Origin of the sequence: Methylobacterium endophyticum (genome assembly GCF_050591105.1) — a bacterium.
Lineage (GTDB): Bacteria > Pseudomonadota > Alphaproteobacteria > Rhizobiales > Beijerinckiaceae > Methylobacterium.
Window position 1 is genome coordinate 37,814 of sequence record NZ_JBNHES010000015.1, and the last position, 15,064, is coordinate 52,877.

15 protein-coding genes are annotated in these 15,064 nt (G+C 70.2%); 12 read left to right on the forward strand and 3 right to left on the reverse strand.

Annotation, left to right across the window (positions count from 1 at the left end):
- Positions 1–62: 62 nt before the first annotated feature.
- The 3 genes from ACP56T_RS16275 to ACP56T_RS16285 form a co-directional block, all read right to left on the reverse strand.
- Positions 63–1,208, reverse strand: coding sequence for an AGE family epimerase/isomerase (locus ACP56T_RS16275; RefSeq protein ID WP_430913182.1), 1,146 nt, complete (start codon positions 1,206–1,208; stop codon positions 63–65).
- Between the two features lies 1 nt (position 1,209).
- Positions 1,210–2,448, reverse strand: a complete 1,239-nt coding sequence (locus tag ACP56T_RS16280; RefSeq protein WP_430913183.1) for an HAD-IIIA family hydrolase — start codon at positions 2,446–2,448, stop codon at positions 1,210–1,212.
- A 105-nt stretch (positions 2,449–2,553) separates the two neighbouring features.
- Positions 2,554–3,597, reverse strand: a complete 1,044-nt coding sequence (locus ACP56T_RS16285) for a GHMP family kinase ATP-binding protein (RefSeq protein WP_430913184.1) — start codon at positions 3,595–3,597, stop codon at positions 2,554–2,556.
- A gap of 569 nt (positions 3,598–4,166) precedes the next feature.
- Between ACP56T_RS16285 and rpsF the strand changes: the two genes are divergently transcribed.
- From rpsF to ACP56T_RS16345, 12 genes are all read left to right on the forward strand, one after another.
- A complete protein-coding gene (rpsF, locus tag ACP56T_RS16290; protein WP_430913185.1) occupies positions 4,167–4,637 on the forward strand; it encodes a 30S ribosomal protein S6 in 471 nt (156 codons plus the stop codon).
- 3 nt (positions 4,638–4,640) lie between these two features.
- Positions 4,641–4,907 carry a 30S ribosomal protein S18 gene (gene rpsR / locus ACP56T_RS16295; RefSeq protein WP_430913186.1) on the forward strand — a complete coding sequence of 89 codons (267 nt, stop codon included), beginning with the start codon at positions 4,641–4,643 and terminating at the stop codon, positions 4,905–4,907.
- Between the two features lie 135 nt (positions 4,908–5,042).
- On the forward strand, positions 5,043–6,029 hold the full coding sequence (locus ACP56T_RS16300) for a DUF2232 domain-containing protein (protein ID WP_430913187.1): 987 nt from the start codon (positions 5,043–5,045) through the stop codon (positions 6,027–6,029).
- Positions 6,030–6,068: 39 nt separating this feature from the next.
- Positions 6,069–6,641: a 50S ribosomal protein L9 gene (rplI, locus tag ACP56T_RS16305; RefSeq protein WP_430913188.1), complete on the forward strand. Its 573-nt coding sequence runs from the start codon at positions 6,069–6,071 to the stop codon at positions 6,639–6,641.
- Positions 6,642–6,888: 247 nt separating this feature from the next.
- The gene (locus tag ACP56T_RS16310) at positions 6,889–8,376 is read left to right on the forward strand and encodes a replicative DNA helicase (RefSeq protein WP_430913189.1); all 1,488 of its coding nucleotides are present in this window, start codon (positions 6,889–6,891) and stop codon (positions 8,374–8,376) included.
- A 34-nt stretch (positions 8,377–8,410) separates the two neighbouring features.
- Positions 8,411–8,905, forward strand: a complete 495-nt coding sequence (locus tag ACP56T_RS16315; RefSeq protein ID WP_430913190.1) for a DUF29 domain-containing protein — start codon at positions 8,411–8,413, stop codon at positions 8,903–8,905.
- Positions 8,902–9,996, forward strand: coding sequence for an alanine racemase (gene alr, locus ACP56T_RS16320; protein ID WP_430913191.1), 1,095 nt, complete (start codon positions 8,902–8,904; stop codon positions 9,994–9,996). The genes ACP56T_RS16315 and alr overlap by 4 nt, the downstream gene beginning before the upstream one ends.
- Before the next feature lie 39 nt (positions 9,997–10,035).
- Positions 10,036–11,472, forward strand: a complete 1,437-nt coding sequence (radA, locus tag ACP56T_RS16325; RefSeq protein WP_430913192.1) for a DNA repair protein RadA — start codon at positions 10,036–10,038, stop codon at positions 11,470–11,472.
- Positions 11,473–11,653: 181 nt separating this feature from the next.
- Positions 11,654–12,268, forward strand: a complete 615-nt coding sequence (locus ACP56T_RS16330; RefSeq protein ID WP_430913193.1) for a CvpA family protein — start codon at positions 11,654–11,656, stop codon at positions 12,266–12,268.
- Positions 12,269–12,371: 103 nt separating this feature from the next.
- Positions 12,372–13,853, forward strand: a complete 1,482-nt coding sequence (gene purF, locus ACP56T_RS16335) for an amidophosphoribosyltransferase (RefSeq protein WP_430913194.1) — start codon at positions 12,372–12,374, stop codon at positions 13,851–13,853.
- Positions 13,854–13,864: 11 nt separating this feature from the next.
- On the forward strand, positions 13,865–14,608 hold the full coding sequence (locus tag ACP56T_RS16340) for an SDR family NAD(P)-dependent oxidoreductase (protein ID WP_430913195.1): 744 nt from the start codon (positions 13,865–13,867) through the stop codon (positions 14,606–14,608).
- Positions 14,609–14,614: 6 nt separating this feature from the next.
- Positions 14,615–15,022, forward strand: coding sequence for a dihydrofolate reductase (locus tag ACP56T_RS16345; protein WP_430913196.1), 408 nt, complete (start codon positions 14,615–14,617; stop codon positions 15,020–15,022).
- Positions 15,023–15,064: the final 42 nt, after the last annotated feature.

Sequence of the window (15,064 nt, forward strand, 5' to 3'; positions counted from 1 at the left end):
GACGTGCGGGGGCAGGCCCGCTCGCGCATCCCGAAGGAGTTTCGGCCGAAGAGGGCGCGCCCCTATGCCGGAGCGAGCTCCGCGATGGCGCAGGTGATGTGGTACAGGCTGCTCGCGCGCGCCGGTTCCGGCATCGGGCGCCCGGAGGGGTCGAGGTGCTCCCACCACGCGCCGCGCACGGGATGCTCGAAGTAGCGGAAGAGCTGCCGGCCATGCTCCGCGATCCGCGCGTCGCACGCCGCCGCCGCCGCCGCATCCTCCGCGATCAGCGCCCGGCGGCCGACCCAGCCCTTGATGCGCTCCGTCTGGGGCCATAGCCGGAGGCGGGGATCGCGCATGGAGAGGTCGCCGTTCAACTCGTTGACGGCCAGACCCTGCGTCTCCGAGATGCCGTGCTCTTCGATGACGCGCATCAGGGCCGCCGCCGCCGCGAGGGCGTCCGGCCGGCCTCGGGCTCGTCCCCAGCGCATCAGCAGCCAAGCCCATTCCGCCTGATGGCCCGGCTCGACGACATCGAGGCCGTCCCCGTCGAGGCGACGCCAATCGCCGTCGAAATACTCGCGCAGCGCCCCAGTCGCGGGGTCGAGAAACCGCCTCAGGCAGAGTTCGGCGATCTCGTCCGCGAGCGCCTGCCAGGCCGCGTCGCCCCCGGCCTCGACCCAGGCCAGGCTGGCCTCGAAGATATGCATATGCGGGTTGGCCTTGAGGGGAAGCTGGCGCGGCCGCGCCTCCTCGAAGCCCGCCTCCGGATGCCGCCAGCCGGCGATCATCCGGTCGCGCAGGCGGCTTGCGAGCGGCACCACGGTCTCGCTCCGCTCCCCGATCGCGGCCGCCGCCGCCAGACCGAACAGGACGAAGGCCTGATCGTAGAGATCGAACCCCGTGGCGAGGCGCCGTCCCTCGGGCGTGACCAGGGGCACGACCGTATCCGTCTCGGAGATGAGATGGCGTTCGAGAAAATCGAGGCCGTGGCGGACGATCTCTCGCCCTTCCCCCGTCCATCCGAGCCGCACGGCGGTGGCGAAGGAATAGATCTGGCGGCCCACCACGCGGGCGCGGCGCGGATCGTCCGTCGGCCGCCCGTCCGTGGTCAGCTTCTCGTGGAAGCCGCCATGGACGTGGTCCGTCCCGACCGTGGACCAGAGGGGGAGGGCCGCGTCGAAGAGCCAGTCGCGGAGCTGCTCGAAGGTTGCTGCGTAACCCGACATGCTACGGTTCCGATCCTTCCTGGGAGGCGCAATCCAAGGCGAGGAGACGCGCCACGAAATCGTCGAGCCGGCCTCCTGCGAAGAGATGGCCCCGAATGCCGGCGGCCTCGGCCGCCATGAGGTCCGTGTCCTTGTCCCCGATCAGAAAGCTCCGCGCCGCATCGACCGGCCATGCGTCGAGGAGATCGCGCAGCATGCCCGGTTCCGGCTTGCGCTGATCCGAGGCGCGCCGATACCGCGCGACGATGGCCTCGGGGTGGTCGGGGCAGTAGCGCTCGTCGTCGATCCGGGCGCCGTGGGGCGCCAGTTCGTCGCGGATGTGATGGGAGAGGCGATGGTAGTCGGCCTCCGTGTAGAACCCCTTCCCGATTCCGGCCTGGTTCGTCACGACGAAGACGTAGAACCCCGCATCGTTGAGCATCGCGATCGCCTCGCGGGCGCCGTCGATCCATGCGAAGCGCTCGGGGGTGCCCACATGGCCATGGTCGTGGTTCAGGACGCCGTCGCGGTCGAGGAACGCGGCGGGCCTGCGCCGATAGGCGGGGACCGCGGTCTGAGCCCGTGCGAAATCGTCGGGCACGCCGATGTCGAGGAAGAAGCCTCCGGCCGCGAGCCCGCAGAGGCGCCCTTCGGCCGCCAGGCGCGGGAGCACGTCGCGTTCGAGGGAGCCGTCGGCGGGCAGATCCTCGATGATCGCGCGGCGCATCGCGTAGACCCCGCCGTTGATCAGGACGGGACCGTCCGCGTCGGTCCGGCCCCCGAAGCGCGTCACACGCGTGCCCGAGAGGTCGACGGTATCGTAGCGCTCGGGCCGGGGCAGCGCCCGCAAGGCCACCGCCGCCTTGGCTTCGGGTGCCTGGTCGAGGAGGTTCCGAAGGGCGATCAGGTCGACGTCGAACAGCGAGTCCCCGTTGAGCAGGAAGAACGCGTCGTCGACCTTGTCGCGGGCATGGTACAGCGCCCCCGCCGTGCCGGCGCGCTCCGGCTCGATGGAGATGGTGACGCCGACCGGGCGGCCCAGGCGGGCGGGCAGGGTCTCGGCGAAGGCCTCGACGCGCTCCGACCTGTAGGCGGCGAGTAGCAGGATCGCATCGACGCCGTAGCGGGTGACCTCCTGGATCAGAAGTTCCAGGAAGGGCCGGTCGCCGACCGGAAGCAGGGGCTTGGGCGTTTCACGGGTCAGGTCGCCGAGGCGACTGCCGAGGCCGCCGCAGAGAATGACGGCTTGCCGGATGCGCATGATCCTCTCCCTCGTCGGACTGCGGCCGAGCCTTCCATGCGGATCGGCATCGCCCTCGACATCGGATTCGGGGCGATGCCGATGCGCATGAAGCGCGCTAGCGCCTCAGCGGAAGCGCCAGACCTCGGACCCGTGCGGCGTGAACTGTACGGGGCTTGCCTGGCCGCCGGCGGCGTTCAGGGCCTCGATCAGGCGGAACCTGTGTTCCGGATGGACGAAGAAGAAGGCGAATCCGCCGCCGCCCGCACCGGAAACCTTGCCGGCCAGGGCGCCGTTCGCATGGGCCGTCTCGAAGAGGCGGTCGATCGTGTCCGTCGAGACGCCGCTCGCCGTCGCCTGCTTCGCCTTCCAGGACCGGCCGAGGATATCGGCCATGACGTCGATATTGCCCACAGTCAACGCCTGCTTCATCGCGATCGCATCCGCCTTGAGCTGATGCATGGCATCGAGGGTGGCGGTGCTCGCGGTTCGCAGGCCCGAGGTCTGGCGGTCGATGATCGCGGCGGACTGGCGCGAGCGCCCGGAGAAGCAGATGACGATCGAGCTCTCCAGCTCCCGCGAGATCGCCTCGGAGATTCGGAGCGGGTTCACGATGACCCGGTCGTTCGCCAGGAACTCGATGAAGTTCACGCCGCCGAAGGCCGCGGCGTACTGGTCCTGCCGGCCACCCGACAGGCCGACATCGACCCGCTCGATCTCCCAGGCCAGATGAGCCACGTCGTACTGGCCCAGCGGCGCGCCCAGAACCTCGCGCATGCCGTCCACCAGGGCGACGACGAGGGCGGACGAGGAGCCGAGCCCCGAGCCGGCCGGCGCATCCACCGTGGTCCGGATCGTGAGCGGAATCCGGACGCCGTCGTTGAACTGGTCGATCAGGCGCTTGTAGACGGCGCGGTGGAGCATCAGCCCTTCGTTGATCGGGCTCCCCTCCTCGAAGACATCCTGCTCGCCGATGTCGTCGGCCTCGAACACCACGCGTCCGTCGTCACGCGGCAGGATCGAGGCGAAGGCGTAGCGGCCAACGGTGACGTTGAGAATCGCGCCGCCGAACTGTTCACAATACGGTGACAGATCCGTTCCGCCGCCCGCGAGGCCGAGCCGCAGAGGTGCTCGGGCGCGTATCTTGCGAATGTCCTTGCCAGTCGTCATCGTCGATCCGTGTCAGTGCTTGACGATCTGGTAGCCGATCTTCTCGGGCGATAAGATGACCATCCGCCGCTGTCGATATGCGCGAATCGATAGCGCATCCCGACCTCTTGCCCCACGTCTTGCCGCAGCGCAACGAGGGCATCTTTTCCCAGACTTCGGAGCGCGAAACCAAGTCCGCTTCGCGGCCGTTCGCGCCGGCGGCAGCAATTCGTCCGAGAGCATCGAGGGATGAACGCCTAGCTGGGGCGGATTTCGTCGGCGTCGCCCGCGCCGACGATCGGGCGCACGGGCCGCCGCCCGATTCGCATCAAAGCTTGCGCATTCGTGCGAATTCCGCTAAGTGCCGCGCCTCGCGTTCGCTCCGGCTGGGGGCTGAACGGACGGTGCCGCTCGCGGCATGGGCTTCCTTCGAGAATCCGTCGTCCGGTGTCTCCGCCTTCGATCAACCGCTCGGGCCCGATAACGGCTCGGAGGGCTTGGCGCCGGGCGATTGCGTTACGAACCGGCCCGAACGACCGCGCTGCCGAAGCGCGGCGCCAGGGCCCCTATTCACTTTGAAGGGCCCGAAAATGCCTCTCTATGAACACGTCTTCCTGGCGCGCCAGGACGTGACGTCCCAGCAGGTCGAGACCATGGTCGAGACCTACAAGGGCGTCGTCGAGCAGAACGGCGGCAAGGTCGAGAAGATCGAGATGTGGGGCGTGAAGTCCCTCGCCTACCGCATCAAGAAGAACCGCAAGGCGCATTTCACGCTCCTCAACATCGACGCTCCCCCGGCGGCTCTCGCCGAGATGGAGCGCCAGATGCAGATCTCCGAGGACGTGCTGCGCTTCATGACCATCCGCGTCGAGACGCTCGAGTCCGAGCCGTCGGCCATGATGCAGAAGCGCGACCGCGACGACCGCAAGGATCGCGACCGCGGCCGTCGTCGTGACGACGAGGGCGGGTTCGGCGGCGGCGGCTTCGGCGGCGACCGCGACCGTGGGGATCGCGGCGACCGGGGCGATCGTCCCGAGCGCAGCTTCGGCGGGGAGAACTGAGCCATGGCTTTCGGTGCTAGTGCTGGTGGAGCCGCCGGCGGCGGTGGCCGTCGTCCCTTCTTCCGTCGTCGCAAGACCTGCCCGTTCTCGGGGCCCAACGCCCCGAAGATCGACTACAAGGACGTGAAGCTCCTGTCCCGCTACGTCTCGGAGCGCGGCAAGATCGTCCCGTCCCGCATCACGGCGGTCTCGGCCAAGAAGCAGCGCGAGCTCGCCCAGGCGATCAAGCGCTCGCGCTTCCTCGGCCTGCTCCCCTACGTCATCAAGTAGGGTTTTGGCCCGCTCCGGCGGGCCGTTACTCGCGATTTTCGGCCGGCGCCCGCCTCACGGGCGCCGGTATCGCTGGGGCGACACGAAACGCCTCTAACCCCGCTCCAGACGGACGCGGCGGGACAGCGGGAACAGATGGTACAGCATCTCGGCATCGGTATCGGCGCGGGCCTCGTCTCCGCACTCCTGTTCGGGGTGCTGCTGAAGGCGACGCCGCTCGCCATCCTCCTCTACCTGCTCGCTCCCCTGCCGATCCTCATCGTCGGGCTCGGCTGGAGCCACCGTGCGGCCCTCGTCGCCGCCGCCACCGGCACGCTGGCGCTGGCGCTCATCGTCTCGCCCTTCCTCGGCCTCGGATTCGGCGCCTATCTCGCCGTGCCGGCCTGGTGGCTCGCCTATCTCGCCATGCTCGGCCGGCCGAACCCGGACGGCTCGCTGGAATGGTATCCGACCGGGCGCCTGCTCGGCTGGATCGCCGGCACCGCCGCGCTCGCCTTCGTCGCCATCGCCGTGATCGCGGCGCCGAGCTACGACGCCTTCGCCGCGCAGCTGCGCACCATGACCGCCTCGATCGTGCGCATTCAGTCCGGCCAGCCCGCCCCTCCGAAGGCCGAGAGCAAGCCCGAGGCGCCCGCCGACCAGTCGTCCTCGGGCACGACGCCGGCCGACGCCACCCAGAGCGAGGTCGCCGACGCGCTGGCGCGGATCGCCCCGGCCCTGGCGACACAGGGGCTCGCGCTGCTCTTGACCTTCTATCTCTGGGCCGCCGCGCGCATCGTGAAGATCTCCGGCCGGCTCGCCCGGCCCTGGCCCGACATCCCCTCGACCCAGATGCCCCGCGCGGTGATCGCGCTGCTCGGGCTCGCCGTGGTGCTGGGCTTTCTGCCGGGCTATTTCGGGGTGCTCGGCGTCGCGCTCGCCGGATCGCTGAGCGCCGCCTTCGCGCTCCAGGGGCTCGCCGCCTTCCACGACCGCAGCCGGGGCAAGGCCGGGCGCGGGGCGCTGCTCTTCGGTCTCTACCTCATCCTCTTCGTGACACAGGGCATCGCCCTGTTCGCGCTGACCCTGTTCGGCATCGCCGACACGGCCCTCGAACGGCGTCGCCCGCGCGGCGGCGCCTGACCCTCCCGCCATTCCGGCGAAACCCGAAAGGACACCCCCATGGAAGTCATCCTCCTCGAACGCGTCGCCAAGCTCGGCCAGATGGGCGAGACCGTGAACGTGAAGCCGGGCTTCGCCCGCAACTTCCTGCTCGCCCGCGGCAAGGCCCTGCGCGCCACCGAAGGCAACAAGAAGCATTTCGAGACCCAGCGCGCCCAGCTCGAGGCCCGCAACCTGGAGCGCCGCAAGGAGGCCGAGGGCGTCGCCGAGAAGCTGAACGGACAGAGCTTCGTGCTCATCCGCCAGTCGGGCGAGTCCGGCGTGCTCTACGGCTCGGTCTCCACCCGCGACCTCGCCGAGGTCGTGACCAAGGACGGCTTCAGCGTCGGCCGCGACCAGTTCGTGCTCAACCAGCCGATCAAGACGCTCGGCCTGCACACCGTGCCCGTGACGCTGCACCCGGAAGTCGACGTCACCGTCACCGTCAACGTCGCCCGCAGCCCCGAGGAAGCCGAGCGTCAGGCGCGCGGCGAGTCCGTCACCGAGCGCGAGCAGTTCAACCTCGACGATCTCGGCCTCGAGGTCGGCGCGGCGCTGGCCGAAGGCGACGACGATCGCGGCCGCGACGACTGAGAACCGCTCGTCCCGTTGTCCACCGCGCATCGGTGGACAACGGGGAGCGCGGCCCGCGAGGGTTGACACGTTCCAGTTTTGTTCCAGCATGGCGCCCGTTGCCGGAGATCGGCGGCGGGCGTCTTGCGTGAGGCGGGACCCGGCGTTTTCAGAATCGGCTAACCATGCCGATGCCATGGTCCGCCTCTAGATCGCCTGGCGGCGACCCGCGCGGCCCGTGCGAAAAAGATTCGGAGCGATTGAGCCGATGGCCCTGCCGAACGCGATCACCGCGAAGCTCGAATCGGTCCAGGCCGAATACCGTGTCGCGCCCCACAACATCGACGCCGAGCAGGCGCTCATCGGCGCGATCCTCGTCAACAACGACGCCTATTACCGCGTGTCCGACTTCCTGCTGCCTGAGCATTTCATGGAAGACGCGCACCAGCAGATCTTCCAGGTCGCCACCACCCTCATCAAGGCCGGCAAGCTCGCCACGCCCATCACCCTCAAGACCTATCTGGGCGACGCCGATTTCGGCGGCCAGACGGTGATGCAGTACCTCGCGCGGCTCGCCGCCGACGCCACCACGGTCATCAACGCGGGCGATTACGGCCGCGCCATCTACGACCTCGCCATCCGCCGGCGCCTCATAACCATCGGCGAGGACCTCGTGAACGGGGCCTACGAGGCACCGGTCGAGGCGGCGCCCCGCGACCAGATCGAGGAGACCGAGCGGCGGCTCTACGAGCTCGCGGAATCGGGCAAGTACGACGGCGGCTTCCAGAAATTCGCCGACGCGCTCACGGCGGCCGTCGACATGGCGGCCAAGGCCTATCAGCGCGAGGGCAAGCTCTCGGGCATCGCCACGGGCCTGTCCGACCTCGACCAGAAGCTCGGCGGCCTGCAATCCTCCGACCTCGTGATCCTCGCCGGGCGCCCGGCCATGGGCAAGACCTCGCTCGCCACCAACATCGCCTTCAACATCGCCAAGGGCTACCGGGGCGAGAAGCAGGCCGACGGCACCATCCAGACCAAGAACGGCGGCATCGTCGGCTTCTTCTCGCTGGAGATGTCGGCCGAGCAGCTTGCCACCCGCATCATCGCCGAGCAGTCCGGCGTGCCCTCCTACAAGATCCGCCGCGGCGATATCCGCCCGGAGGACTTCTACAAGATCACCGACGCGGCACGGGACATGCAGACCATCCCGTTCTACATCGACCAGACCGGCGGCATCTCCATCGCCCAGCTCGCCGCCCGCGCGCGGCGCCTGAAGCGCCAGAAGGGCCTCGACGTTCTGGTGGTGGACTATCTGCAACTGCTCTCCGGCTCCGGCCGGCGCAGCGACAACCGCGTGCAGGAGATGACCGAGATCACCACCGGCATGAAGGCGCTGGCCAAGGAACTCGGCGTGCCGATCATCGCGCTCTCGCAGCTCTCCCGCCAGGTCGAGAGCCGCGACGACAAGCGCCCGCAGCTCTCGGACCTGCGCGAATCCGGCTCCATCGAGCAGGACGCCGACGTGGTGATGTTCGTGTTCCGCGAGGAATACTACGTCAACAACAAGAAGCCCCGCGAGGGCACCGAGGAGTTCTTCGCCTGGGAGGCGGAGATGAACCGCGTGCACGGCAAGGCCGAGGTCATCATCGGCAAGCAGCGCCACGGCCCCACCGGCACCGTGGAGCTCCAGTTCGACGCCAACATCACCCGCTTCTCGAACCTCGCCAGCGACGACCGGCTGCCGGCGCGGATGTGATAGGATGCCGTCCGGGTTGCGGAAGGAGCACGACGTGGCAGTTCCCAGGCGGGCCGCGCATCGGACGGGGGACGGCGCGAGGGGAACGGCCTATGCCGCCGACGTCTCGGCATGGGCGCTGGAGCAGGCCGGGCATCTCCGCGCGGGCCGCTGGGCCGAGATCGACGTGGCCCACCTCGCCGAAGAGATCGAAGCCTTGTCGCGCGCGGAACGGCACGCCCTCACGAGCGCGCTGCGCCTCATCCTCCTCCACATGCTGAAATGGGACCGTCAGCGGGAGCGTCGCAGCCGCAGTTGGACGGTCACGATCCGCACCCAGCGGCTGGCCGTCGCCGAGTGTCTCGAGGACAGTCCGAGCCTGCTGCCGGAACGCGCCCTGCTGATGGCGCGCGCCTATCGCAGGGCCCGGATCGAGGCGGCCTCGGAGACGGGGCTCCCGGAGCGGGATTTTCCGCACGACTGCCCCTACGGCTTCGACGAGGTGATGGAACGCGGCTTTCCGTGGCCGGACGCGTCCGAGGAATCGTGAGGGCTCATCACGATCCGAAGGAGGCCGCCCATGGCGGTCGCCTCACCGTCGATCTCGGCGCGATCGCGGAGAACTGGCGCCGGCTCGGAGCGCGGGCGCCGGGCATTCCCTGCGCCGCCGTCGTCAAGGCCGACGCCTATGGCTGCGGCCTCGGCCCCGTCGCGAGCGCCCTGTGGACGGCCGGCTGCCGGACCTTCTTCGTCGCCCATCTCGGCGAGGGCATCGCCGCGCGGGCCGTCCTGCCCGAGGCCGCGATCTACGTCCTGAACGGGCTCTGCCCCGGCAGCGCCGCCGCCTGTCGCGAGCACGCGCTCCGGCCCGTGCTCGGCTCGGAGGAGGAGCTGCGGGAATGGGCCGGGTTCGCGCATGGCGCCCATCCGGCGGCGCTGCATGTCGATACCGGCATGAACCGGCTCGGCCTGTCGGTGGAGGAGGGGCTCGCGTTCGCGGGTCATGCGGTGATCCGGGAGGCCGGCATCGACCTGCTGATGAGCCATCTCGTCAGCGCCGAGCGGCCGGACGAGGCGGTCAACGCCCGCCAGCTCGCCGATTTCGCCCGCCTGCGGGAGGGGTTTCCGGGCGTGCCGGCCTCGCTCGCCAACTCCTCCGGGGTATTTCTCGGCGCGGGCGCCCATCACGACCTGCTGCGGCCGGGCTACGCGCTGTTCGGCGGCAACCCCACCCCCGGCCGCGAGAACCCGATGCGCTCCGTGGTGCGGCTCGAGGCCCCGATCCTCCAGGTGCGGACCGTCGAGGCGGGGACGAGCGTCGGCTATAACGGCCTCTGGACGGCGCCGGGCCGCCGCAGGCTCGCCACGCTGTCCCTCGGCTACGCGGACGGCTATCCGCGCTCCGCGAGCAATCGCGGCCGGGCGCTGGTCGGCGGCGTCTCCTGCCCCATCCTCGGGCTGATCTCGATGGATCTCGTCATCCTCGACGTCACCGATGCGCCGGAGGCCGCGCGCGGCGTGCCCGCCACGCTCATCGGCGACGATCTCGGCGTCGATGCCGTGGGCCGGGCCGCTGGCACCATCGGCTACGAGGTGCTGACCTCGCTGGGTTCCCGCTATGTTCGCGACTATATCGGCTGACGGCGAAGGCCGGTCCCTCGCGGCATAGTCCCCAAAGAAATGGCCAAGATCCAACAGAGCTTCGTCTGCCAGTCCTGCGGGGCGGTCTACAACCGCTGGCGCGGGCGCTGCGAGGCGTGCAACGGCTGGAACACGATCGTCGAGGAGACGGGCGCGACCGGCCCGCAGACGGGCCCCGCCTCCACCCGACCCTCCCGCGCGCGCGGAAGGGTCTTTCCGCTGGAGGGGCTGACCGGACAGGCGCGGGAGGCGCCGCGCGTGCCGAGCGGCATCGCCGAGCTCGACCGGGTGACGGGCGGCGGTTTCGTGCGCGGCTCGGTGATCCTGATCGGCGGCGACCCCGGCATCGGCAAGTCGACGCTGCTGATGCAGGCGTCGGCCGCCATGGCGGGCAAGGGCGAGCGCGTCGCCTACATCTCCGGCGAGGAGGCGGTGGCGCAGGTGCGGCTGCGCGCCGAGCGCCTGGGGCTCGCCGACCGCGCCGTGGAGCTCGCCGCCGAGACCAACGTGGAGGACATCGTCGAGACGCTCTCGCAGGGGCGCCCGCCCGCGCTCGCCATCATCGACTCGATCCAGACCATGTGGACCGAGACCGTGGAATCGGCGCCGGGCACGGTCACGCAGGTGCGCGGCTCGGCCCAGGCCCTGATCCGCTTCGCCAAGACCACGGGCACGGCCGTGATCCTCGTCGGCCACGTCACCAAGGACGGGCAGATCGCGGGCCCGCGCGTGGTCGAGCACATGGTCGACGCGGTGGCCTCTTTCGAGGGCGACCAGGGCCACCATTTCCGCATCCTGCGGGCGATGAAGAACCGCTTCGGCCCCACCGACGAGATCGGCGTGTTCGAGATGACGGGCGCCGGCCTCGCCGAGGTGCCGAACCCTTCCGCCCTGTTTCTCGCCGGGCGCGACCATGCCGCCCCCGGCACCGCCGTCTTCGCCGGCATGGAGGGCACGCGGCCCCTGCTCGTGGAGATCCAGGCGCTGGTGGCGCCCTCCTCGCTCGGCATGCCGCGCCGCGCCGTGGTCGGCTGGGACCCGAGCCGGCTCGCCATGGTGCTCGCGGTGCTGGAGGCCCATGGCGGCATCCGGCTCGGGACGCACGATGTCTATCTCACCATCGCGGGAGGCTTGCGCGTCGCCGAGCCCGCCGCCGACCTCGCGGTGGCCGCCGCGCTGGTCTCCTCGCTGTCCGGCACGGCGCTGCCGGCGGAGACGGTGTATTTCGGCGAGATCGGGCTCTCGGGCGCGATCCGGCCGGTATCGCAGGGAGCGGCGCGCCTCAAGGAGGCGCAAAAGCTCGGATTCGCACGCGCGATGACCCCGCAGGGGCGCGGCGAGGACGGCAAGCAGGCGATCGCGACGGAGACCCTGCGCCACATCGCCGATCTCGTCGCCGGCATCGCGGCGGACGGCCCCCGGCGGCGGGTCGCGGGCGGGGGGCGCGGGGCCCGCCGCGAGCCAGAGCCGGATTGAATCGGGAGGGGCGGCCGGGGGCCCGCAAGCCCCGATCCGCCCGTCTGCCCGACCGCGGGACGGGATGGGAAGCCGGGCGAGGGTGACGGCCGAGGTTCGGCGGGGTATATCGGCTCACCCGCAAAGGGGACGCCGCTCCGTCGCGGCGCTCCCGCCTCGCCCGTGTGACCCGTCGATCGCGATGCCGTTCTCCGTTCTGGATCTCGCCGTGCTCGGCATCGTGCTGGTGTCGGCGCTCCTCGCCGCCGTGCGCGGGGTGACGCGCGAGGTGCTCGCGATCATCGCCTGGGTCGCCGCCGCCGCCGTGGCCTGGTCGTTCCATCCGCTGCTGCTGCCGACGGTGAAGCAGCACGTCACCAGCGATACGGTGGCCCTCGTCGCCTCCATCGCGGCGATCTTCCTCGGCACGCTGATCGTCGTCTCGATCATCACCGTGAAGATCTCGGACGTGGTGCTCGATTCGCGCATCGGCGCCGTCGACCGCTCCCTCGGCTTCCTGTTCGGCGCGGCGCGCGGCTTCCTCATCTGCGTGATCGGCTGGGTTTTTCTGGCTTGGCTGGTGCAGGGCAAGATGCCGGAATGGGCGGCGCTCGCGAAGACGCGCCCCATGCTGGAGAAGTCCGGCGACGCGCTGGTCGCGCAGCTTCCCGAGAACCCGGAAGGCTTCCTGAAGCAGTTCAAGAAGCCCAAGCCCGAGACGCCGCAGAACGAGCCCGTCGAGGCTCCGGCCGAGACCGACGCCCCGGCGCGCCGCAGCGACGCGTCCCCCGCAGCCACGCCCGCGCCGCGACGCTGACATGCCGCCGGACCGCTTGGACCGCCGGCACCGGCCGCTTACATAGGCGGCTCTCGAGGGGCGCCGGACCTCGTTGTCCGCGGCACCAGGAATCGGCACGCTCATGTCAGACCGCACCGCGTCAGCCTTCACCCCGGCCCCCGACCACGACGGATACGGCGACACGCTGCGCGAGGAGTGCGGCGTCTTCGGCATCTTCGGGCACCCGGACGCCTCGGCCATCGTGGCGTTGGGCCTCCACGCGCTCCAGCATCGCGGGCAGGAAGCGGCGGGTATCGTCTCCTTCGACGGCGAGGTCTTCCATTCCGAGCGCCGCCCCGGTCTCGTCGGCGACTCGTTCTCGGATGCCGGCACAATCGAGCGCCTGAAGGGCCCCGCCGCCATCGGGCACGTGCGCTACTCGACCACGGGCGGCACCATCCTGCGCAACGTCCAGCCGCTCTTCGCGGAACTGGCCGGCGGCGGCCTCGCGGTGGCGCATAACGGCAACCTCACCAACGCGCTCTCGATCCGGCGCGACCTCGTGCGCGACGGCGCCATCACCCAGTCCACCTCGGACACGGAGGTGATCCTGCATCTGGCCGCCCGCAGCCGGAAGCCGCGCATCATCGAGCGCTTCATGGACGCGCTCCAGAGCATCGAGGGCGCCTACGCCATCGTCGCCCTCACGAACAAGAAGCTCATCGGCGCGCGCGACCCGCTCGGCATCCGCCCGCTGGTGCTGGGCGAGCTCGACGGCCGCTACATCCTCGCCTCGGAGACCTGCGCCCTCGACATCATCGGCGCCCGCTTCGTGCGCGACGTGGAGAACGGCGAGATCGTGGTGATCTCGGAGGAGGGCATCGAGTCGATCCGCTTCGCGCCCAAGGTCGCGATGCGGCCGTGCATCTTCGAGTACATCTATTTCGCCCGGCCGGATTCGCGCGTGAACGGCAAGAGCGTCTATGCGGTGCGCAAGAACATCGGCATCGAGCTGGCCCGCGAGGCGCCGGCCTGCGCCGACGTGGTGGTGCCGGTGCCCGATTCCGGGGTGCCGGCGGCGCTCGGCTACGCGCAGGAGACGGGCACGCCCTTCGAGATGGGCATCATCCGCAACCATTATGTCGGGCGCACCTTCATCCAGCCGACGCAGTCCGTGCGCGAGCTCGGCGTGCGCATGAAGCATTCGGCCAACCGGGCGGCGATCGAGGGCAAGAGCATCGTGCTCGTCGACGACAGCCTCGTGCGCGGCACCACCTCCGTGAAGATCGTGCGCATGATGCGCGAGGCCGGCGCCCGCGAGGTGCATTTCCGCATCGCCTCGCCGCCGATCACCTATCCCGACTTCTACGGGATCGACACGCCCGAGCGCGAGAAGCTGCTCGCCGCCACGCACACGCTGGAGGAGATGCGCCAGTATATCGGCGCCGACAGCCTGGCCTTCCTCTCCATCGGCGGCCTCTACCGCGCCATGGGCGAGGAGCGGCGCGACGACGCCTGCCCGCAATACACCGACCACTGCTTCACCGGCGAGTATCCCACCGGCCTGACCGATCTCGCCATCACCGGGCCGCGCCGCCTCGCGATGCTCGCCGAAGCCGACTGAGCGTCCTCCCCATGTCCGACAGACCCTTCGACGGGCGCATCGCCGTCGTCACCGGCGCCTCGCGCGGCATCGGGCGCGCCGCCGCGCTGGCGCTGGCGCGGGCCGGCGCCCATATCGTCGCCGTCGCCCGCACGCAGGGGGCCCTGGAGGAGCTCGACGATGCGATCCGGCAGGCGGGATCGAGCGCCACGCTGGTGCCGCTGAACCTGACGGATTACGACGCCATCGACCGGCTGGGCGCGGCGATCAACGAGCGCTGGGGCCGCCTCGACGTGCTTGTCGGCAATGCCGGCATCCTCGGCAACCTCGCGCCGCTGGGCCATGTGCCGCCCAAGGTCTGGCAGCAGGTGATGGACATCAACGTCACCGCGAACTGGCGGTTGATCCGCTCGCTCGATCCGCTGCTGCGCAAGTCCGATGCGGGGCGGGCGATCTTCGTGACCTCCGGCGCCGCCCACAAGGCCCGCGCCTATTGGGGGGCCTATGCCGTCTCGAAGGCGGCCCTCGACGTTCTGGTGCGCACCTACGCCGCCGAGAACGAGACCACGCATGTCGGCGCCATGCTGCTCAACCCCGGCCCGCTGCGCACCGCCATGCGCTACGCCGCCATGCCCGGCGAGGACCCGGAGACCCTGAAGACCCCCGACGACCTCGCCCCGCTCTTCGTCCGGCTGGCGAGCCCGGACTGGACCGAGAGCGGCAAGCTCTACGATTTCCCGAGCGACCGGGTGCTCGCCTTCCGCTCGCCGGAGTAGGCGGCGATGATCGACGTCCGCTGCATCTGCGCAATCGGCCTGCGGGGCCAGCTCGGCCTGAACGGCCAGTTGCCCTGGGAAGGCAACACCGATCCGCTCTTCGTGGAGGACGTGACGCGCTTCTTCGCGCTCACCATGGGGCATGTCCTCATCGCCGGCCCGAAGACGGTGGCCTCCGTGCCCGAATTCGCCTTCAGGGACCGCACCATCGACGTGATCCGCTCCCACGAGGACCCGGAAGCGGTGCTGGCTCGCTATCCCGGCCGGCGCATCTTCGTGGGCGGCGGCATCGCGGTCTGGAACGTCTACGCGCAATACATCCAGAACTGGGACATCACCCGCCTGCCCTATGACGGCGAGGCCGACCGCTGGTTCGATCCGGCCTGGCTCGTCGGCGGCCCGCTCCGAGGCTGATACGGTCTCTCCATGAACGCGGTTCATGGAGAGACGGCCCCC